Genomic DNA, 19,524 nt, shown 5'->3' on the forward strand with positions numbered 1-19,524 from the left:
CGTGAGTGAAAGCGTCACCTGGGACGGCGGCGGAACCGGAGCGGCGGACCACGCCCCCGCGACGGCGGGCGGGGAGCCCTTCCTGTCACTGGTCACCGCCACGGCTCAGGAGACGTGCGAGGATCGGCGGACGGCGGTCGACAAGGCCGTCGTCCTGCTGAAGTCGATCGCCGAGCACGACACCGGGATCGGGGTGAGCGAACTCGCCCGCCGGACCCGGCTGACCAAGTCGACGACCTTCCGCCTGCTCGGCATCCTGGAGCGCAACGGGCTGGTCGAGCGGGTGGACGGCGGCTACCGCCTCAGCGCGCGGCTCTTCGACATCGGCACCCGCGTCTACGGCCCGGCCCCCGGGCTGCTCCGTGAACGGCTGCTGCCGTACCTGGTCGACCTGTACGACATGACGCACGAGACCGTCCATCTGGCCGTGCTGCACCGCGCCGAGGTCATGTACGTCTACAAGCTGCACGGGCACCGGTCGGCGCGCGTGCCGTCCGAGATCGGCTGCCGCCGTCCCGCCCACTCGACGGGCGTCGGGAAGGCGCTGCTGGCGTTCGACCACGACGCGGCCGAGGTCGCCGCGGGCGGCGCGCTGGCCGCGCACACCCCCTACACGATCCGCGACCCCGAGGCGCTGCGGCGGGAGCTGCGGCGCGTCAGGGAGCACGGGATCGCCTTCGACCGCCAGGAGACCGTCCTCGGGCTGAGCTGCGCGGCGACGCCCATCATGGGGCCGGGACGGCGTCCGGTCGCGGCGCTGTCGGTCGCCGCCGCCGACCACCGGTTCGACCCGGCGCGGATCGCGCCCGCGCTGCGCCGGGTGGCGCACCAGGCGGCCCGCGCGCTGTCGGCCGCCGCGAACGCCCCGCGACTGCCCTAGCGCCAATTCCTTAGTCGCGCTTTCCTTTTCGCCATTTTTCGGAGCGTGCCACATAGCGGCACGACCGCTTTCTCTTTCCGTTCGCCCAGTTCACAGTCGTCGTGCATGACAGCCACGCGCTCCCGAGAGGAGGGCCCGTCCAGATGTTGGAAGTCACAGACCTGACCGTGCGGTACGGCCCGCACATGACCGCCCTCGACGACTGCACGCTGGCGTGCCCGGCCTCCACCGTGGTGGCGGTGCTGGGCGGCAACGGCGCCGGGAAGACGACGCTGATGCGGGCGGTCTCCGGCGTGCTCGACCACCACGGCGGCCGGGTCGAGGCGGGGCGGATCGCCTTCCGCGGCGAGACGATCACCGGCCGGGACCCGGCCGCGATCGTCGCCTCCGGCGTCGTCCAGGTCCCGGAGGGCAGGCGGGTCTTCGCGGGCATGACCGTGGAGGAGAACCTGCGGGCCGGGGCGGTGCGCGCGGGGTCGCGCTCGGTCCGCGCCCAGGCGTACGAGCGCGTCTACGCGCTGTTCCCGGTGCTGGCCGAGCGCCGCGCCCAGCGCGCGGGCCTGATGTCGGGCGGCGAGCAGCAGATGCTCGCCATCGGCCGCGGGCTGATGTCGGAGCCGGACATGCTCCTGCTGGACGAGCCGTCGCTCGGCCTCGCCCCGAAGATGGTCGCCCACATCGGACGTGTCGTCTCCGAGATCCGCGACCAGGGGACGGCCGTCCTCCTCGTCGAGCAGAACGCCGCCATGGCCCTGTCGATCGCCGACCACGCCTACGTCGTCGAGGCCGGGACGGTGGCGCTCGAAGGGCCCGCCGCGACGCTGGCGGCGTCCGACGAGGTGCGCGCCCGCTACCTCGGCGACCCGCGCGGCCCCGAGCTCGCGGTGACCGGCGGCGGACGCTCGCTGAGCGTGTGGGTCCCATGAGGCTCAGCCTGCGGGACGTCTCCCTGCGCTTCGGCGGCGTGCGGGCCCTGGACTCGGTGTCCTTCGACGTCGAGCCCGGCGCCGTCCACGCCGTGATCGGGCCGAACGGCGCGGGCAAGAGCTCGTGCTTCAACGCGATCTGCGGCGTGTACCAGGTCGGCGGTTCCATCCGCCTCGGGGACCGGGAGCTGACCGGGCTGCCGCCGCACGCGATCACCCGGCTCGGCGTGGCCCGCGCGTTCCAGAACATCGCGCTCGGCGGCGCGGACACCGTCCTCGACAACCTGATGGTCGCCCGGCACCACCTCACCCGCGCCGGGTTCGTGTCCACGGGGCTCGGGCTGCGCCGCGTCCGCCGCGAGGAGGACCGGCACCGCGCGCGGGTCACCGAGATCGCCGCGTTCACCGGGCTGGACGCCGTGCTGCACACGCCCGTCGCCGAACTGTCCTACGGCGACCGCAAACGGGTCGAGTTCGCCCGCGCGCTCGCGGCGGAGCCGCGGGTGCTGCTGCTGGACGAGCCGGTCGCCGGGATGACCCACCACGAGAAGGCGACGGCCGTCGCCCTGATCCAGGAGACCCGCGCGGTGCTCGGTGTGGCGGTGGTCCTGGTCGAGCACGACATGCCGCTCGTCATGGGCCTGGCCGACCGGATCACTGTCCTGGACTTCGGCCGCGTCATCGCCGACGGGCCGCCCGCGCACGTCCGGGAGCACCCGGAGGTCCTCCGCGCCTACCTGGGAGCGCACTCATGAGCCGGCTGATCGAGCTGCTCGCCATCGGCGTCTCGCTCGGATCCATCTACGCGCTGATCGCCGTGGGCTTCGCGGTGATCTTCAAGGGCACGCGGGTGGTGAACTTCGCGCAGGGCTCCCTGCTGCTGCTCGGCGCGTACGTCGTCGCGGCGCTCTCCCCGCACACGGGCTTCTGGCCCGCGCTCGGGCTCGGGCTCGGGGCGGGCGCGCTCGGCGGGCTCGGCCTGTACTGGCTGGTGGGGCTCGTCCCGCACGGCGAGCACATGACGCTGTCGATCCTTACCATCGGCGCGGACGTGCTCCTCGCCACCGAGCTGGCCCGCCGCATCGGATCGCGTGTCATGCCGACCGGGGACCCGTGGGCGGACGGCGTCTGGCGGGTCGGCGGGCTCGTCGTCCCGCACTCGCGCACCGCCGCCCTGCTGTCCGCGCTGCTGGTGATCGGGCTGCTGTTCGTCGTGTTCAAGCGCACCACCTGGGGCGTCTCCTGGCGGTCCGCCGCGGCGGACCCCGAGGTCGCGACGCTGATGGGGATCAGGCTGCGGCGCGTCCGCGCCGCGTCCTGGCTGATCGGCGGCGCGCTCGCCACCCTCGCCGGACTGTTCCTCGTGGCGTTCCCGAACACCGGGGTCGAGCCGCACACCGGGCTGCTGGCGCTGCGCGCCGTCCCCGCCGTGATCATCGGCGGCCTCGACTCGCCGGAGGGCGCGGTGGCGGGCGGCATCGCGGTCGGCGTCACCGAGACGCTCGTCGCCGGATACGCCGACGAGCTGGGCTTCCTCGGCCAGGGCGCGGGCGACGTCACGCCCTACCTGCTGATGATCCTCATCCTGCTGTGGCGGCCGTCCGGGCTGTTCGGAAGCAAGGAGGCCGTCCGTGTCTAGGGTCCTGCGGATCGCGGGGGCGGTGGCGGCGCTCGGCGTGCTGGTCGCCATGCCCTTCTACCTCGACGCCTTCTGGTTGCAGGTCGGCGCGTTCATGATGGCGGCGATCATCGGCGCGATCGGGCTCACCGTCCTGGTCGGGACGGCCGGGCAGCTCTCCCTCGCGCACGCCTTCTTCCTCGCCGTCGGCGCGTACGGCTACGCCTTCCTGGCGGGCGAGCCGGGCGCCGGGTCCGCCGGGACGGAGCTGGCCGGGGCCGGGCTGCCGACGCCGGTCGCCGCGCTGCTCGCCGTCGCGCTCGCGGGCGGGGCCGGGCTGGCGTTCAGCCCGGTCGCCGGACGGCTCAGCGGCCTCTACCTCGGCGTCGCCTCGCTCGGACTGGTGTTCCTCGGGCAGCACGTGCTGTTCAACGCGCGTCCGGTCACGGGCGGGTTCAACGGACGGTCCGTCCCCGAGCTGTCTGTTCTCGGGTTCCGGCTGACCGGCGACGAACCGGAGCTCGTCCTGCTGGGCGTGCCCTTCGGGGCGAGGGAGCGCCTCTGGTACGTGGCGCTCGCGTGCGCCGTGGCCGCCTACGTCGTCGCCGGACGGATCGCCCGCGGCAGGCCGGGACGGGCCATGCGCCTCATGCGGCAGAACCCGATCGCCGCCGCGAGCATGGGCGTGCCGCTCCGCCGGTACCGGGCGGGCGCGTTCGTGCTCTCCGCGATGTACGCGGGGCTCGCCGGGATCCTGATCGCGCTGACCGCGCGGCGGATCGTCCCCGACCACTTCGGGCTGGTGCTGTCCATCGAGTACCTCGCGATGGTCGTCATCGGCGGCCTCGGCTCGGTCCGGGGCGCGGCGGCCGGCGCGGCCTTCATCACCGGGCTCCCGCTCGTCCTCTCCCACTACGGCGACGACATCGGGTTCCTCGCGCGGCCCGGCGAGGACGGCGTCGACGCCGCCACCGCCGTCCGCATGCTCTACGGCGCGGCGATCGTCGCCTTCGTCATCGGCTCGGCTCAGCAGGCTCGGAAAGCTCAGAAGGCTCGGAAGGGAACACCCAATGCCATCACGATCACGATGGACCGCGCTCGGCGCGCTCTGCCTGGCGGTGCTCGCCGGGGGCTGCAGCGGCAAGGCCGCTGAGGGCGGGGACGGCGCGGGCGGCGACGGAGTCCGGACGGGCCCCGGCGTCACCGCGAAGACGATCAAGCTGGGCGCGATCAGCGACCTGTCCGGCGCCGTCTTCGGGCCGCTCGGCCGCACGCAGGTCCAGGGCAACCAGCTCTACATCGACAAGGTCAACGCGGCCGGCGGGATCTGCGGACGCAAGCTGGAACTGGTGGTCAAGGACCACGGGTACGACGTCCAGAAGGCCACCGTCGCCTTCAGCGAGCTGGAGCCGCAGGTGCTCGGCATCACGCACCTGCTCGGCTCGCCGATGACGGCGGCGCTGGAGCCGGAGATCCGGGCGAAGAAGCTGCTGACCGTGCCGTCCTCGTTCGCGTCCTCGCTGCTGTCGAGCGAGTACCTGGTCGTGCTCGGCAGCACCTACGACATCGACATGATCAACGGCCTGGACTACTTCACGACGAAGCGGAGGCTGCTCGCGAAGGGCGACACGATCGGCCACATCTACTTCGAGGGCGAGTACGGCGCCAACGCCTTCCGGGGCAGCTCGTGGGCGGCGGGACGGCTCGGCCTGACGGTCAGGGGCGCGCAGATCAAGGCGACCGACGCGGACCTCACCGCCCAGGTCACCAAACTGAAGGCGGAGGGGGCCAAGGCGATCCTGCTCAGCGCGTCCGCCCGGCAGACCGCGTCCGTCGCGGGCGTGACCCGCTCGATCGGGATGGACGTCCCGATCCTGACGCAGGCGCCCGGCTTCGACCCGGCCCTGCTCGACACGCCCGTCCGCGCCGCGCTGGAGAAGAACCTGACCGTCCTGACGTCGTACGCCCCCTACGGCGCCGACGCGCCGGGGCCGAAGGAGGTGGCGGCCGCGTTCAAGGCCAAGCACCCGGACGCGCCCGCGAACGCGCTGGCCGATTACGGCTACGTCTCCGCGCAGGTGCTCGGCGAGGCCCTCAAGCAGGCGTGCGCCGAGAAGGACCTCACGCGCGAAGGGCTGCGCACGTCCTACCGGAAGCTGAAGGGCCTCGACACGGGCGGGCTGATGGCGCCGATGGACTTCACCGTCCCGGGCGCGCCCGCGTCGACCGAGACGTTCATCTCCAGGGTGGACGCGGCGGCCGAGGGCGGCCTCGTCGCGGAGACCGGCCCCTACCGCGCCCAGATGACCCCCGAGTACAAGGTGCGCTGACGCCCGGCGGCCCGGCCTCGTCCTGCCCGTGCGGGGCCGGGCTCAGCTCTTGCAGCGCTTCCAGACGAGGTGGAAGGTCGTTTCGACGTGGGTCGGGGGCCTGGCCGTCCCGTGGGCGGGGAATGCGGACAGGCGCCCGAGCGTGGGTTCGGGCGCCTGTCCGCGCCGATGGTCAGCCGGGGTCAGCCGGTGCTTTTCCGCAGTCCGCGCAGTTGCAGGCGGTTGCCGTCGGGATCCTGGAAAATCGCGAGGCTCCCCCACGGGTACTCCATCACCTCGGTGTCGAACCGGACGCCGCGCGACGTCAACTCCTGGTGCGCCCGCTCGAAATCGTCGGTGTCGATGGTGTAGGCCCCGGGGATGTGGGTCTTGATCGGCTGGGCCTGTCCGGGAGTTCCCGGCCAGAGGACCAACTGGAAATCCTGTCCGGGCAGGCCGACCGTCAGGAATCGGGGGCCGTCGGGCGTCGGGTTCTCGAACCGGACCTCGAAGCCGAGAACGTTGGTGTAAAAGTCGAGCGCCTTGTCCTGGTCGCTGACGAAGACGCTCGCATAGGCGATTGCTTGCAGCATCGTTGTCTCCTCTTCGTTCGTGCCGTCACCGCTATGACTGACGGCGGCGGACGAATGTGACCGCCGTCGTCGTGGGTTTCAGGCGAGGGCGGTCAGGTCGAGGCGGCGGAGGCGCCCGGGGCCGGCGGCGCCGTCGATGCGGTCGATCCGGCGTCACATCCGTTCGTCCGGCCGTGTCGCAGCACTGACCGACCGGACGACGCGAATGTGACCCCGCGCCTCGGCGGCGGCGTCAGCCGGTCACGGGATCGGAATGGTGACGTCCGGGAGGTCGGGACGGGCGTCGCGCCATTCGCCCGACAGCAGGACCGCAAGCGTGTAGATGTGCCAGGTCTGGTTGGCCCACCCCTTCGGGACGGTGGCGAAATGCTCCTTGGCCCTGCGCTCGTCGACGATGTCGAACAGCTCCGGCGGCGCGTTCATGACCTGGTCGCGCAGAATGGCGAGGAAGTTCTCGTCGTAGGACTTCCGCCAGTTGAAGCCGGAGGTCCGCCCCACCGGGAGGACCGCGGCCCGGCGCCGCCAGGCGGGCCATTCGCGCAGGCGCCGCGGCGAGTTCGCCTCGAAACGCCACCGCTTTCCCTCCGGCGGGACCTGGGCGATCTCGGGGGCCAGTGTCTCGATCAGCCGGAACACGACCTCCTCGTTCGCCCGCCACGTCGCGGGCAGGGCCAGCGCCTCCCGGACGACGCGGTTGTCGAAGAACGGGTGGTAATAGGGCCCGTTCATCAGGGTGGCCGTGTGGGAGCCGACGATCCAGCGGCCTGACCGGTAGAACAGGTAAAGCAGGTCGAGCACTCCGGCACCGTCGTTCTCGGCGCGTTCCGCCCATTCGCCGTGCAGTTCCGCCGCCCGCGCGTTGGCCTCCGGGGTGAGGAAGGCGCTGCCCGACTTGAAAATGCTCTCGACCCGTTTCCGAAGCCCGGCCGGGCTCTGGTCCTTCTGGTCGTAGAGGAAACCGCCCCGCAGAGTTTCGCCGCCCGACCCGGACGTCTTCGGGGTGAGGGTGTACGGGGCCCAGTTGTTGACGCGCTCGTACGCCGACGTCATTCCCTCGCAGGTGCGGATGATGTCGTAGGCCCTGAGGAACGGGTGGGCGACGTCGACGGACGTCTGGTTCTCGGCGGTGACCGTCTGGGTGACCTTGTGCTCGATGCCGAGCCGCCTTGCGATCTCCGTCCCCAGGATGACGTCGGGGTCGTCCGCGAAACCGTGGGTGGTGGCCGTCATCGGGACCTTGGCGGCCCGCAGGATCGACGCCATGACGCGGCTGTCGCGGCCGCCCGACAGGGCCAGGTTGACGGGCTCGTCGTGCCTGGCCAGCGGCGCGGCGGCCTTGATCAGCGCCTCGCCGAGCCGTCCGACGCGCTCGCGCGCCGCGCGGGCCCCGGTCGGGGCGGGCAGCACCTCCGGCAGCGGCGCCGTGACGATGTCGGGCCGCCCGCCGGACCGGACCGTGATCGTGCTGGCAGCGGGCAACGCGCGCACCCCCGCGAACGGCGTCTCGTCGTTCGTGAAGAACCCGTGCCGGACCATCGGCTGGAGCGCCATGGTGTCGAGGTCGACCGGCGGCCTGACCATGTTCGTCACCGCCGCCCGCGCCACGAGATGGACGAGGAGGGCCCGGCTGCCCGCGACGAAGACCCCGCCCGCCTCCGCGTGGTAGACGGGGCAGACCCGCGCGATCGACGTCGCCGCCTGCACCTCGCGCTCGTCCGCGCGGAACACCGAGAAACATCCGCCGAGCGACTCGGCCGCGTCGCCCAGCCGGTCGGAATCGAGCAGTTTCCGCTCGTCGTCCTCGGGCTCGCCGAGATAGCCGCAGTATCCGAGCACCCGTCCGCCGTGTTCGATCAGCGGCCGCGGGAGGAGTTCGTGCCGGGGCTCATTCGACCAGGACAGAAGGGCGACACCGCCGTCGCCCGAGATCCAGCGCCCGGATTCGAGATGTTCGGGCGGCACCGGAATGGAGTCCACCGCCGCGGCCTCCGCCGCCTCAAGGACCACCTCGGGCAGCCGACCTCCAGGCGATGACGCTATGACGGCGAGATATGAACGCACGGTAATCCATTCAATTATGAACCTGAGGGGACAAATTAGTCTGGCGACGAGCGGCGATAAAGGGGTTAACCCAGCGTGGCTGGAACGTGAATACTGCGGCCGACGCGGCCAAGCAATCGGTCGTCGCGGACATCTCGCCGCACCGCGGATGGACGATGCCCATGCCCCGCCGCCCGCGCTCCCGCCCCCGCTCATCACGGGCGCCGCGCTAACTGGATGACGGCTGACCGCCACCTGAAAGCGCCGATCCTTCACCGTTGATTTTCCCGGTAGCATTGTCGCCCCCGGTAGCCGGCTGGACGATAGGGGGTCTGCCGTGCCAGCAGACGGTCCCTCGATTCACGCGAATTTCTCGGTAGACGTCCCCACACCTGCGCGAATGTACAATTACGCGCTCGGCGGCAAGGACCACTACGCCGTCGACCGGGCCGCCGTGCTGGCGCTCAACGAGAGATTCCCAGAAGCCCTTGACGCGACCAGGGCCAATCGCCTGTTCCTCTATCGGGTGGTCCGCTTCCTGGCCCGCGACGTCGGCATCACGCAGTTTCTCGACCTCGGCAGCGGACTCCCCACCCAGCACAATGTGCATCAGGTGGCGCAGCGTTTCCAACCGACGGCGCACGTCGTCTACGTCGACAACGACCCGATCGTTCTCACCCATGGCCGCGCCCTGCTCGCCGACAACGAGCACACCACCGTAATCGGCCGGGACATGACCGATCCCGACGAAGTCCTCAACGACCTGGACACCCGACGCCTCATCGATTTCACCCAGCCCGTCGCCGCGCTCTTCCTGTCGGTGCCGCACTCGATTCCCGACGACGCCACGGCCCATCACACGATCACCACGGTCGCGAACGCGCTGCCCTCGGACAGCTACGTCGCGCTGTCCCAGTTCGTCGGCATCGACCAGCGGACGGCCGACGAGTTCACCGCGACCATGCACAGCGTCGGCATGCGCTGGAAAAGCCGAACCCCCGACCAGGTCGCGGACTTCGTCCGCGACCTGGAACCGGTCGACCCGGGCCTGGTCAACGTCGTGGACTGGCGCCCGGACCCCACCCAACCGCCCCTCGAACCCGTCGACCCGGAACTGCGCCACCTCCTCGGCGCCTCAGCCGACTGGCGCCGCGCCAAAGAATTCGGCGGCGTCCTCCACAAACCCTGACCCCCATCCGCCAGGGGGATCGAACCCGAAGCCGTCGTGCGCAGGTCGACCTGCCAGTGGGGCGGGTTAGGGGCAGGGTTTCCAGGTTAGGTGGTAGGTCGTTCTTATCGTGGAGTCGGCGGCTTCCATGGTGATCAGGTTGAGCTTGGACGGGTCTGCGGTGCCCTGATCGACTCTCAGTTCGGTGTTGATGTCGAAGGTGGGGTCCTGGCCGCAGGGTTTCCAGAGGAAGTTTCCCAGGTCTGACTGGTCGGTGAATTGCCAGTTGTCGGCGTAGGGACCGGTCAGGTCGTGGGTGATCGGCCTGCTTGGCTGGCCGTGGAAGTAGGCGCCGGCGCTGTGGGTGGCCTTCGCGCCGTCCAGGAGAGAGGCGTAGCCGTGGTGGTCCGTCGCCACGATGCCGTAGGTGACGTTCTGCGGGACGAACACCCGCAGGGCCAGCCTGCAGTACTTGCGGGATTGGACGGGGAGCGACGAACCGCCCGCCTGCGCCGTGTAGTCGGAGTAGGCGACGGAGAACGCCGTGAGGTCGTCCGAGACGGCGACCGTGGTCGTGTCGAAGGGGCAGCCTGAGCCGCCGCTTTGGGCGATCTTGATGGTCATCGCGTCCGGGCCGCGTGGAGCGGCGGCGGCCGACGCGGACGGCGTCGCGGTCAGCGTGAGCGCCGCGGCTACAATGGCGATTCCGGTTCGCATGGCCATTACTTTCCGCTCAAAAAGTCCATAAACGGACGTAGTTACAGAAGGTTGAGCGGAGGGTAACCTTCACTCGGGGTATCGTCAATGCGGCCCCCTCTCCCACGCTTTGGATGTGACCGATGGCTGATCCGTTTACCTTGGCTGTCGCGACGGCGGCGGCGGGCAGGGCGGTCGAGCTCACCGGGGAACCGGTCAGGGACGGCGTCGCCGCGCTGTGCCGGAAGGTGCGCGAGCGTTTTCGGGGACGTCCCGCCGAGGAAGAGGTCCTGGAGGGCGCGATCGCGTCCGGCGGCGACGACGGGCTCGCGAGGTTGGCCGAGGCGCTGCGCCGGACAATGGCGGACGACACCGGGTTCGCCGACGATCTCACGGTCGCGCTCCGAAACGCCATGAGCGAGGACGCCGAATTCCGGCTTGAGGTCGAGAATCACCTCAGCCAGGCACGTGTCGAAACGACGGCGAATGACGACGGCGTCACGAATGTCTTCACCGGAAAAGCCGAAAAGGTCGTCCAGGTGAGGGACGTGCACGGCGGCATCACCATCAATTGAGCTGAACCGTGCCTCGGGCGGGTGGGCGCCGGATCGGTCGCCAGTCCCGCCCGAGGTCGCGGGCCCTATTCGGCCGCTCTCTTCCAGTGGTCCAGGTGGGCGGCCATGAAGTCGCCCATCGGGATCGGCGCGTGTCCGGTGATCTCCTTCACCGCCGGGGAGAGGTCGGCGAAGCCGCCGTCCCGGATGCGCTGGTGCAGGTCGTCGAGGATGTCCGCCGTCCACGGGTCGACGCCTTGGACGGCCGTCTCCGGCGGCGGGTCGTCGGCGCGGACCGGGCGGCCGAGGCGCGCGGACAGCTCCGCCGCGACCGCCGTGACCGTGAGCGCCTCCGGTCCGGTGATGGTGTGGGCGCGTCCGTCGTGGTCGTCCGGGGCGAGGAGCGCGGCGACGGCGACGTCGGCGATGTCGCGCGCGTCCACCCAGGCGATCGCGCCGCCGCCCGAGGGCACGCTCAGGACGCCGTCGTCCCGGACGGCGTCGCGGTAGAAGCGCGGGTCGGTCAGGACCTGGTGGAACCACGACGGGCGCAGCCACGTCCAGGACGAGGCCCGCGCGGCGACCGCGTCCTCGACCCGGCGCGCCCATGCCTCCGGCGCCATGGCCTCCGCGCCCTGCTCGGACAGCAGGACGACGTGCGCGTCCGGGTTCGCCTCGACCAGCCCGGCGGCGAGCTCGGGCGCGGCCGGAATGTCCGGACGCACCAGGAAGACCGCGTCCACGCCCGCGACGGCATCGCGCCACGACGCGGGATCGTCCCAGTCGAACCGGACCATCCCCGCGGCGGGCCGCGACGACCCCGCCCGCACGTCCGCCCCCAGGCGGCGCAGCCGGGACGTCACCTCGACGCCCGTCTTGCCCCGCGCCCCGGTCACCAGAACCGTGCGGCTCACGTGTTCCCACCTTTCTGGAGGACGCCCTCCCGACCTCCGAAGCACTGTGATCCTTGCTTCGCTCCGGTCACGCGTCCTCCCCGGCGACCCGGACGACGACCTTCCCGACCGTCGGCGCACCGCTGCGCAACAGGCCGAGCAGCCCTTCGGGCACGCGCTCGATCCCGTCCAGGACGGTCCGCCGGTCGACGATCTCGCCCGACCGGATCCACGGCGCGACCTCGGAGTAGAAGGCGGGCGCCTGGTCGGCGTGGTCGGAGACGAGGAAGCCGCGCGCCGTCGCCCGCTTGGTGGTCAGGTTGTAGAGGTTTCGCGGGCCGTACGGCTCGCGGTCGTCGTACTGCCCGGCCGCCCCGCACAGGGCCAGCCGCGCGCCGATCCGCAGGTGGTCGATCGCGGCCTCCAACTGGACGCCGCCGACGTTGTCGAAGACGACGTCGAGCCCGTCCGGCGCGGCCTCGGCGAGGTGGTCGCCGACCGGGCCGTCGTGGTAGTCGAAGGCGGCGTCGAAACCGAGCTCGTCCACGAGGTGGCGCACCTTGGCGGGCGAGCCCGCGCTGCCGATCACCCGCTTGGCGCCGCGCAGCCGGGCGAGCTGCCCGGCGATGCCGCCGACCGCGCCCGCCGCGCCGGTGACGAACACCGTGTCGCCGGGCCGGACCTCCGCGACGCGCGTGATGCCGAGCCAGGCGGTCAGGCCCGTCCCGCCGAGCGCGCTCAGGAACACCTCGGGGGGAAGGCCGTCCGGATCGACCGGGGTGACGCCGTCCGCGTCGAGCACGGCGACCTCGCGCAGCCCTCGGAAATGCGTGACCACCCGGCCCGGCTCGACGCCGTCCGCGCGGGACTCGGCGACGACCCCGACCGCTCCCCCGTCGAGCGGCGCGTTCAGCGGGAACGGCGGGATGTAGGACGGACGGTCGTCCATCCGGCCGCGCATGTACGGGTCGACCGACAGGTGCGTGTTGCGCACCAGGACCTGCCCCGGCTCCAGGTCGGGGACCGGCGCCTCGACCAGCGCGAGGTCGTCGGCCGACAGCCGTCCCTCCGGCCGCCGCACGAGATGCCATTCCCGGGCCTGACGCCTGCCGCTCTCCGCCATCGGACGCCCCTCTCAGAAGTACTTGATGCAATCAAGCACCCAGCGTGGCACAGATACTTGAGTGCATCAAGTTCTTGGGTAACCTGGACGCATGGCCGCGCCACCGGGACCCGTCGCCGCCGCCACCGGCGCGGAACGGGCGATGTTCGACTTCGTCGACGCCTACGACCGCGCCTTCGAGCAGGCCGCGCAGGAGCACGGTCTGAGCATGGCGCAGGCGTGCGTGCTCGGACGTGTCGGCCGCGACCGCGGGATGCGGGAGCTGGCGGACGAGCTCGGCTGCGACGCGTCCAACATCACGCAGATCATCCGGCGGCTGGAGGCGCGCGGCCTCGTCCGCCGCCGCCCGCACCCGGCGGACGGGCGGTCGCGGCAGATCGTCCGCACGCCCGAGGGGACGGCTCTCTACACCGCCTTCGAGGAGTCCTTCGCGTTCGCCCGCGCCGTCACCGCCGGTCTCAGCGCCGACGAGCGCGACCAGTTGACCGCCCTGCTCCGCAAGGCCCTCGACGCCGCCTCCCGCCCGACCCCCTGATCAGGGCTTTTCCGCACGCTCCAGCGCCGCCCGGTCGGAGTCCGGGAGCCAGTCGCGGCCGGGACGGTGGTCGAGCCAGCGGCGGGCGCGCCCGGCCTCGGCCGCCGCGCGCAGCACGGCGTCCAGCCGCGGCGGCGGGACGGACCCGCGCCACGCCAGCGACCACGCGTACAGCGGCGTCGGGTCGACCAGCGGGATCGAGCGCAGGCCGGCGCCGCCGGGCAGCGGCGCGTCGGCCGGGAAGAGCGTGAAGCAGGAGGCGTCGCCGCGCAGCCGCTCGACGAGGTGCTCCGGGCCGAGGTTGGGGCCGTCCTCCCGCCGGGTGATCCAGAACTCGTCGGCGAAGTGGCGGAGGAAGTCCAGGCGGGTCAGCGGGGCCGGGCACCACAGGGTGTCGCCGCGCAGCTCCACCGGCCGCAGGGCGTCCGCGTCCGCGCGCGGATGCGAGGCGCTGACCAGCGCGTCCACGGGTTCGAGCCGGATCAGGCGGTGGGCGAGCCCGGCGTCCGCGCCGCCCGGCAGCGGGTGGACGCGGCCGAAGCCGAGGTCGGTGTCGCCCCGCAGGAGCGCCTGGGCGACGGACGGCCAGTCGCGTCCCGCGCCCGGCTCCAGGCGCGGCGCGGCGAGCGTCTCCGCGACGTGCGCGACGGTGCGCATGGGCGCGTAGAGGTGTCCCCACGTGTCGACCCGGACGACCGGCTGCTCCCCGCGCGCCGCGCCGACCGCGCGTCCGCCCGCCGCGAGGGCCTCCCGCGCGGCGGGCAGGAACCGCTCGCCCGCCTCGGTCAGCCGGACGCCGCCCGCGCGCTCGAAGAGCCGCACGCCGAGCAGCGCCTCCAGCCGCGCGATCCGCTTGGACACCGTCTGCTGGCTCGTGCCCAGGGCTTCGGCGGCGCGTCCGAAATGCAGCGTCCCGGCGGTCGCGGTGAACGCGCGGACCAGCGCGAGGTCGAGGTCCATGCCGCCGACCATAGGCGACAACCCGGCGTTGTCGGACGGGGTTCCGCGTTGTTGGCCGGGCGGGCGTGCCGTCCGGTGGAGTGCGGTCAGGACGCCGACGAGGAGGAGATGACGATGAAGGCGCTCGTCCCGACCGGGGACCCGGACGAACCGGTCACGCTCGCCGACGTCGCCGACCCCGAACCCGGGGACGGCGAGGCGCTGGTCAAGGTCGAGGCGTTCTCGATCAACCGGGGCGAGACGTTCAAGCTGGAGCGGCCGCGGCCGGGCGACCGTCCCGGCAAGGACGTCGCGGGACGCGTGGTCCGCGCCGCCGCCGACGGCACCGGCCCCGCCGTCGGCGCGCGAGTCGTGGGGCATCCGATGCAGGGCGGCTGGGCGGAGTTCGCGGCGGTCCCGGCCGACGCGCTCGCGGTGCTGCCGGGCGCGGTGCCGGCCGTTGAGGGCGCGGCACTCCCGCTGGCCGGGCTCACCGCGTTGCGCCTGTTGCGCGCCGCCGGTCCCGTGGTCGGACGGCGCGTGCTGCTCACCGGCGCGTCCGGCGGCGTCGGGCACTACGTGACGGAACTCGCCGCCGGCGCCGGAGCGCACGTCACCGCCGTGACCCGCGACGCCGGGCGGGGGCGCGGGCTCGTCCGGCGGGGCGCGGCCGAGATCGTCCACGACGTGGCCGACGCGGACGGGACGTTCGACGTCGTCCTGGAGTCGACCGGCGGCGCCGCGCTCCCCCTCGCCCTGGCGCGCCTCGCGCGGCGCGGCACGCTGATCTGGTTCGGGCAGGCCAGCCGGACCCCGGTGACGCTCGACTTCTTCGACTTCTTCGCCGGTCCCGAGTCGGCGGCCGTCCGCCATTTCCACTACCTCGACGCCGACGCCCGGCTCGGGGACGACCTCGCCGCCCTCGTCCGGCTCACCGGCGAGGGCCGCCTGCGTCCCGAGATCGGCCGCGTCGCGGACTGGGCCGACACCGCGTCCACCCTCGTCGACCTGCGTGAACGCCGGATCCGCGGCAAGGCCGTGCTCACCCTCGTCCCATCCGAAGAGACCACCGGAGGTACCCGATCATGACCAGCCCGCGCGAGGTCGTCGTCCGCTACGTCGAGGCCGTTCGCGACGGCGACGCCCAGGTGATCCGCGAGAGCTTCGCCGAGGACGCGACCTGGCACTACCCCGGCAGCCTGCCGATTTCCCGGGTCTGGCGGGGACGCGACGCGATCGTGGACGAGTTCCTCGGCGGCATGGGGGTGCACTTCGTCCCCGGCACGATGAAGATCGAACTCGTCTCGACCGTCGCCGAGGGGGACCGCGTCGTCGCCGAATGGACCGCCACGGCGCGGACCGTCCGGGGCGACGACTACGACAACCGCTGCATCGGCGTCTACACCGTCCGCGACGGGCGGATCGTCGAGGTCGTCGAATACGCCGACACAGCCCACGTCGCGGCGACCCTCTTCCGCTCCTGACCGTCCGCCGGCGTCAGCCGACGAGACCCTGGGTGGGCGGGCGTGGTCAGTGGACGGGGAGGGTCGGGCCGTAGGGCATGTCGATGCGTGCGGGCACGTCGCCCAGGATCGCGCACGCCTTTCCTGAGCCCGTGCTGCCGCGCGGCACCTGAATGGTCTTGTACTCGTTGGACGGGCACAGGTCGTTCCCGGTCACCAGAATTCCTTCGACCTTGACGTTGGCGGCGTCGTAGAACTCGAAGGCGTCATTGCCGATGTCCAGGTCGTCGTCGCTGCGGTTCTCGTATCGCCAGTCGAACGTGACCACATGGACGGTCTTGTCGTCCGGCAGTCCCATGGCCTTGATCTCCGGATGCGGGTTGGCCTTGAAGCCGCTGATGTAGACCGTCACAGGCGGATCGTCCTCGGTGCGCGCGCAGGGCTGCGGCGAGCAGCCGGTCGGCGCGGCGGCCGAGGCGGCGGGCGCTTGTTTCGACGTTGTGCCGCCGTCGGATGAGGAACATCCCGAAAGGAACGCCACGGCGATCGCGCCGGAGGCGGCCGAAACGACGGCGGAACGGAAAGGCGTCGGCATCGATTTCCCTCGCGGGCATGGGGGTGCGTCGCTCACTCGCAGCACCTTAGTCCCGGCCAGACGGGGTATGCGGCCTTCGGAGAGGCGGCCCTCCGGGGGGAGGAGCGGGGTGAGCCTTCCCAAGCGGTTCCTCGTCGGCCGGCCGCTCCGCAGCGGGCAGCTCGGCCGGACGCTGCTGCCCAAGAAACTCGCGCTGCCCGTGTTCTGCAGCGACCCGCTGTCGTCCAACGCGTACGCGACGGAGGAGATCCTGCTGGCGCTCAGCTTGGGCGGGCTGGCGCTGACGCATCTCACGCCGTGGATCGCGGGCGCGGTCGTCGTCCTGCTGACGGTGGTCGTGCTGTCGTACCGGCAGACCTGCCACGGCTACCCGAACGGCGGCGGCGCCTACGTCGTCAGCCGCGAGAACCTCGGCGTCAACGCGTCGCTGGTCGCCGCCAGCGCGCTCCTCGTCGACTACGTGCTGACGGTGGCGGTGTCGGTGGCCGCGGGGGTCGCCAACCTCGCGTCCGCGCTGCCGGGGCTGGCGCCGCACTCGGTGCCGATCTGCGTCGGGCTGGTCGCGCTGCTGGCGCTGATGAACCTGCGCGGGGTCAGGGAGTCGGGGACGGTCTTCGCCGTCCCCACCTACGGGTTCGTCGCCGTGGTCATGGCCGTGATCCTGTGGGGCGTGGGCCGGGCCCTGGCGGGTGACACACCGCGCGCCGAGTCAGCGCATTTCGGGATTCAGCCGTCCCACGGGACGACGGGGTGGCTGGCCATCGCGCTGGTCCTGCGGGCGTTCTCGCAGGGCTGCACGGCGCTCACCGGGGTCGAGGCGGTCAGCAACGGCGTCCCCGGGTTCAAGCCGCCGAAGGCCGACAACGCGGCCGCCACCCTGGCGATCATGGGCGTGATCACCGGGACCGTCTTCGCCGGGATCACCGGGCTCGCCCTGCTCTCGGACGTGCGGATCGCCGCCGACCCCCGCCTGCTGACCGGGACGCCCGCGGGCTACGAGCAGAAGACGGTCATCACGCAGATCGCGGCGGCGGTGTCCGGCTCAGGTTCGATGCTGTTCTACCTGGTGGCCGGGTTCACCGCCGCGATCCTGGTGCTGGCGGCCAACACCGCCTACAACGGCTTCCCGATCCTCGCGTCCATCCTGGGCGAGGACGGTTTCCTGCCGAAGCAGTTCTCCCGGCGCGGCGACCGGCTGGTGTTCAGCAACGGGATCATCATCCTCGCCGTCTTCGCGAGCATCCTGATCTGGGCGTTCAACGCCAGCACGACGCGGCTCATCCAGCTCTACATCATCGGCGTCTTCGTCTCCTTCACCCTCAGCCAGACCGGCATGGTCCGGCACTGGACGGCGCTTCTCGAGCGAAGCTCCGCGCGGGAGCGCGGACGGATCCACCGGGCCCGGCTGATCAACGCGGCGGGGGCCGTCCTGACCGCGCTGGTCCTGGCCGTCGTCCTGGTCACGAAGTTCACGCACGGCGCGTGGATCGTCGTCATCGCGATGCCGGTCGTCTTCATGACGATGAAGGCCATTCACGGCCATTACGCCCGGCTGGCCATAGAGCTCGAACCGTCCGAGGAGGCCGTTTCCCTGCCGAGCCGCGTCCACGCCGTGGTGCTGGTCTCGAAACTGCACACTCCCGCGCTGCGCGCCATCGCCTTCGCGCGCGCGACCCAGCCTTCGACGCTCACCGCCGTGACCGTCCGGACGTTCGGGAGCGACACGGCGGAACTCGAAGAGGAATGGGCGCGGTTCGGGATTCCCGTGCCCCTGACCGTTCTCGACTCGCCTTACCGCGACATCACGGGGCCCGTCCTGGACTACGTCGGACGGATCCGCCGGAAGAGCCCCCGTGACGTCGTCTGCGTGTTCATCCCGGAATACGTCGTGAACCATTGGTGGGAGCAACTGCTGCACAACCAGAGCGCGCTTCGCCTCACGGCGCGTCTGCTCTTCCGGCCGGGCGTGATGGTGACCAGCGTCCCGTGGCGGCTGGGGCCCGCCGAAGAGGCCGTCAGGCGTCGAGACCGCCACGGCTGACGAGCTGGCGCGTGATGACGTTGCGCTGGATCTCGTTCGTGCCCTCGCCGACGATCATCAGCGGCGCGTCGCGGAAATACCGCTCGACGTCGAACTCCGTCGAATAGCCGTAGCCGCCGTGGATGCGGACGGCGTCCAGGGCAATCTTCATGGCGGTCTCGGACGCGAACAGCTTCGCCATTCCGGCTTCCATGTCCACGCGCCGTCCCGCCTCGCCCTCCCGCGCGGCGTAAAGGGTGAGCTGGCGCGCGGCGGTCAGCGACGTGGCCATGTCGGCGAGGTAGTTGCCGACGGCCTGGTGCCGCCAGATCGGCTTTCCGAACGACTCGCGCTCCTGGGCGTAGGCGAGGGAATCCTCCAATGCGGCCCGTCCCACGCCGAGGGCACGGGCGGCGACCTGGAGCCTGCCCGTCTCCAGTCCCTTCATCATCTGGGCGAAGCCCTTGCCCTCGGTTCCGCCGAGGACGGAGTCGAGCGGCGCGCGATACTCGTCGAAGACGATCTCGCAGCTCTCCACGCCCTTGTAGCCGAGTTTGGGGAGGTCGCGGGACACGGTGAGGCCGGGCCCGTGCTCGACGAGGAGGATCGAGACGCCCTTGTGCGCGGGTTGCGCGTCGGGGTCCGTCTTGCACATCAGGGCGATCAACTGGGAGCGCCTCGAATTGCTGATCCACGTCTTCTGGCCGTTGACGACATAGCCGTCCGCGTCCTTGCGGGCGATGGTGCGCATCGCCTGGAGGTCCGAACCGCCGCCCGGCTCGGTCAGCGCCATCGTGGCGCGCACTTCGCCGGTGGCCATTCTCGGGAGGTAGCGGCGCTTCTGCTCCTCCGTGCCGAAGGTCAGCAGGAGTTTCGCGACCACGGTGTGGCCGCCCATGGCGCCGGCGAGGCTCATCCAGCCGCGCGCCAGCTCCTCGGTGACCAGGACGTAACAGGGCAGGGACACGGGATTCCCGCCGTATTCCTCCGGAACCGCGAGACCGAAGATGCCGAGCTGCTTCATCTGCTCGATCAACGCCTCGGGATAGGTGTTCGCGTGCTCCAGTTCCCGGACGACGGGCTTCACCTCGTTGTCCACGAACTCGCGCACGGTCTCGACGACGAAGCGCTCGTCGGAGGACAGGATGTCCAGGGTGCTCATTGTCTTTCCT

At 71.6% G+C, this 19,524-nt stretch carries 20 protein-coding genes; 12 read left to right on the plus strand and 8 right to left on the minus strand.

Annotated features, from left to right (window positions below; all coding sequences use genetic code 11):
* Position 1: 1 nt before the first annotated feature.
* The 6 genes from FXF68_RS17125 to FXF68_RS17150 all read left to right on the plus strand — a co-directional run bounded on the left by FXF68_RS17125 (position 2) and on the right by FXF68_RS17150 (position 5,754).
* The gene (locus tag FXF68_RS17125; RefSeq protein ID WP_222869972.1) at positions 2-880 is read left to right on the plus strand and encodes an IclR family transcriptional regulator; all 879 of its coding nucleotides are present in this window, start codon (positions 2-4) and stop codon (positions 878-880) included.
* A 143-nt stretch (positions 881-1,023) separates the two neighbouring features.
* Positions 1,024-1,806, plus strand: coding sequence for an ABC transporter ATP-binding protein (locus FXF68_RS17130; protein ID WP_148760247.1), 783 nt, complete (start codon positions 1,024-1,026; stop codon positions 1,804-1,806).
* The gene (locus FXF68_RS17135; protein ID WP_148760249.1) at positions 1,803-2,561 is read left to right on the plus strand and encodes an ABC transporter ATP-binding protein; all 759 of its coding nucleotides are present in this window, start codon (positions 1,803-1,805) and stop codon (positions 2,559-2,561) included. The genes FXF68_RS17130 and FXF68_RS17135 overlap by 4 nt, the downstream gene beginning before the upstream one ends.
* On the plus strand, positions 2,558-3,445 hold the full coding sequence (locus FXF68_RS17140; RefSeq protein WP_148760251.1) for a branched-chain amino acid ABC transporter permease: 888 nt from the start codon (positions 2,558-2,560) through the stop codon (positions 3,443-3,445). Before FXF68_RS17135 ends, FXF68_RS17140 begins: the two co-directional genes overlap by 4 nt.
* Positions 3,438-4,577, plus strand: coding sequence for a branched-chain amino acid ABC transporter permease (locus FXF68_RS17145; RefSeq protein WP_222869973.1), 1,140 nt, complete (start codon positions 3,438-3,440; stop codon positions 4,575-4,577). The genes FXF68_RS17140 and FXF68_RS17145 overlap by 8 nt, the downstream gene beginning before the upstream one ends.
* Positions 4,495-5,754: an ABC transporter substrate-binding protein gene (locus tag FXF68_RS17150; protein ID WP_148760253.1), complete on the plus strand. Its 1,260-nt coding sequence runs from the start codon at positions 4,495-4,497 to the stop codon at positions 5,752-5,754. The genes FXF68_RS17145 and FXF68_RS17150 overlap by 83 nt, the downstream gene beginning before the upstream one ends.
* A 182-nt stretch (positions 5,755-5,936) precedes the next feature.
* Here the strand turns inward: FXF68_RS17150 and FXF68_RS17155 are convergent, their stop codons facing one another.
* Both FXF68_RS17155 and FXF68_RS17160 read right to left on the minus strand, forming a co-directional pair.
* Positions 5,937-6,326, minus strand: a complete 390-nt coding sequence (locus tag FXF68_RS17155) for a VOC family protein (protein WP_148760255.1) — start codon at positions 6,324-6,326, stop codon at positions 5,937-5,939.
* Positions 6,327-6,566: 240 nt separating this feature from the next.
* Positions 6,567-8,333, minus strand: coding sequence for an asparagine synthase-related protein (locus tag FXF68_RS17160; protein WP_187437964.1), 1,767 nt, complete (start codon positions 8,331-8,333; stop codon positions 6,567-6,569).
* Between the two features lie 370 nt (positions 8,334-8,703).
* Here FXF68_RS17160 and FXF68_RS17165 point away from each other — a divergent pair, with 370 nt between their 5' ends.
* Complete coding sequence (locus FXF68_RS17165) at positions 8,704-9,555, plus strand: SAM-dependent methyltransferase (protein ID WP_148760259.1); 852 nt, start codon at positions 8,704-8,706, stop codon at positions 9,553-9,555.
* Positions 9,556-9,621: 66 nt separating this feature from the next.
* Here the strand turns inward: FXF68_RS17165 and FXF68_RS17170 are convergent, their stop codons facing one another.
* Positions 9,622-10,251, minus strand: a complete 630-nt coding sequence (locus FXF68_RS17170; protein ID WP_148760261.1) for a DUF4360 domain-containing protein — start codon at positions 10,249-10,251, stop codon at positions 9,622-9,624.
* 122 nt (positions 10,252-10,373) lie between these two features.
* Between FXF68_RS17170 and FXF68_RS17175 the strand changes: the two genes are divergently transcribed.
* Positions 10,374-10,805, plus strand: a complete 432-nt coding sequence (locus FXF68_RS17175) for a hypothetical protein (protein ID WP_148760263.1) — start codon at positions 10,374-10,376, stop codon at positions 10,803-10,805.
* A gap of 65 nt (positions 10,806-10,870) precedes the next feature.
* On the opposite strand, the gene FXF68_RS17180 is transcribed toward FXF68_RS17175, so the two are convergent.
* Both FXF68_RS17180 and FXF68_RS17185 read right to left on the minus strand, forming a co-directional pair.
* The gene (locus FXF68_RS17180; RefSeq protein ID WP_187437965.1) at positions 10,871-11,698 is read right to left on the minus strand and encodes an NmrA family NAD(P)-binding protein; all 828 of its coding nucleotides are present in this window, start codon (positions 11,696-11,698) and stop codon (positions 10,871-10,873) included.
* A 67-nt stretch (positions 11,699-11,765) separates the two neighbouring features.
* The gene (locus tag FXF68_RS17185; RefSeq protein ID WP_148760267.1) at positions 11,766-12,800 is read right to left on the minus strand and encodes an NADP-dependent oxidoreductase; all 1,035 of its coding nucleotides are present in this window, start codon (positions 12,798-12,800) and stop codon (positions 11,766-11,768) included.
* A gap of 91 nt (positions 12,801-12,891) precedes the next feature.
* On the opposite strand from FXF68_RS17185, the gene FXF68_RS17190 reads away from it, so the two are divergent.
* Positions 12,892-13,335 carry a MarR family winged helix-turn-helix transcriptional regulator gene (locus tag FXF68_RS17190; protein ID WP_148760269.1) on the plus strand — a complete coding sequence of 148 codons (444 nt, stop codon included), beginning with the start codon at positions 12,892-12,894 and terminating at the stop codon, positions 13,333-13,335.
* Here FXF68_RS17190 and FXF68_RS17195 read toward each other — a convergent pair whose 3' ends face one another.
* Entirely contained in the window at positions 13,336-14,295 is a 960-nt protein-coding gene (locus FXF68_RS17195; protein ID WP_148760271.1) for a LysR family transcriptional regulator, read from the minus strand. It lies immediately after the preceding gene.
* A 75-nt stretch (positions 14,296-14,370) separates the two neighbouring features.
* On the opposite strand from FXF68_RS17195, the gene FXF68_RS17200 reads away from it, so the two are divergent.
* Positions 14,371-15,363 (plus strand): zinc-binding dehydrogenase, encoded by a 993-nt coding sequence (locus FXF68_RS17200; protein WP_246178752.1) that lies wholly within the window; start codon positions 14,371-14,373, stop codon positions 15,361-15,363.
* Positions 15,360-15,758 carry a nuclear transport factor 2 family protein gene (locus FXF68_RS17205; protein WP_148760273.1) on the plus strand — a complete coding sequence of 133 codons (399 nt, stop codon included), beginning with the start codon at positions 15,360-15,362 and terminating at the stop codon, positions 15,756-15,758. Before FXF68_RS17200 ends, FXF68_RS17205 begins: the two co-directional genes overlap by 4 nt.
* 46 nt (positions 15,759-15,804) lie before the next feature.
* Here the strand turns inward: FXF68_RS17205 and FXF68_RS17210 are convergent, their stop codons facing one another.
* A complete protein-coding gene (locus tag FXF68_RS17210) occupies positions 15,805-16,368 on the minus strand; it encodes a hypothetical protein (RefSeq protein WP_148760275.1) in 564 nt (187 codons plus the stop codon).
* 73 nt (positions 16,369-16,441) lie between these two features.
* Here FXF68_RS17210 and FXF68_RS17215 point away from each other — a divergent pair, with 73 nt between their 5' ends.
* Positions 16,442-18,373: an APC family permease gene (locus FXF68_RS17215; RefSeq protein WP_222869974.1), complete on the plus strand. Its 1,932-nt coding sequence runs from the start codon at positions 16,442-16,444 to the stop codon at positions 18,371-18,373.
* On the opposite strand, the gene FXF68_RS17220 is transcribed toward FXF68_RS17215, so the two are convergent.
* The gene (locus FXF68_RS17220; protein WP_148760278.1) at positions 18,348-19,514 is read right to left on the minus strand and encodes an acyl-CoA dehydrogenase family protein; all 1,167 of its coding nucleotides are present in this window, start codon (positions 19,512-19,514) and stop codon (positions 18,348-18,350) included. The two genes, FXF68_RS17215 and FXF68_RS17220, sit on opposite strands and share 26 nt — an antisense overlap.
* Between the last annotated feature and the right edge of the window lie 10 nt (positions 19,515-19,524).

Origin of the sequence: Actinomadura decatromicini, assembly GCF_008121305.1 — a bacterium.
GTDB classification, from domain to species: domain Bacteria; phylum Actinomycetota; class Actinomycetes; order Streptosporangiales; family Streptosporangiaceae; genus Spirillospora; species Spirillospora syzygii.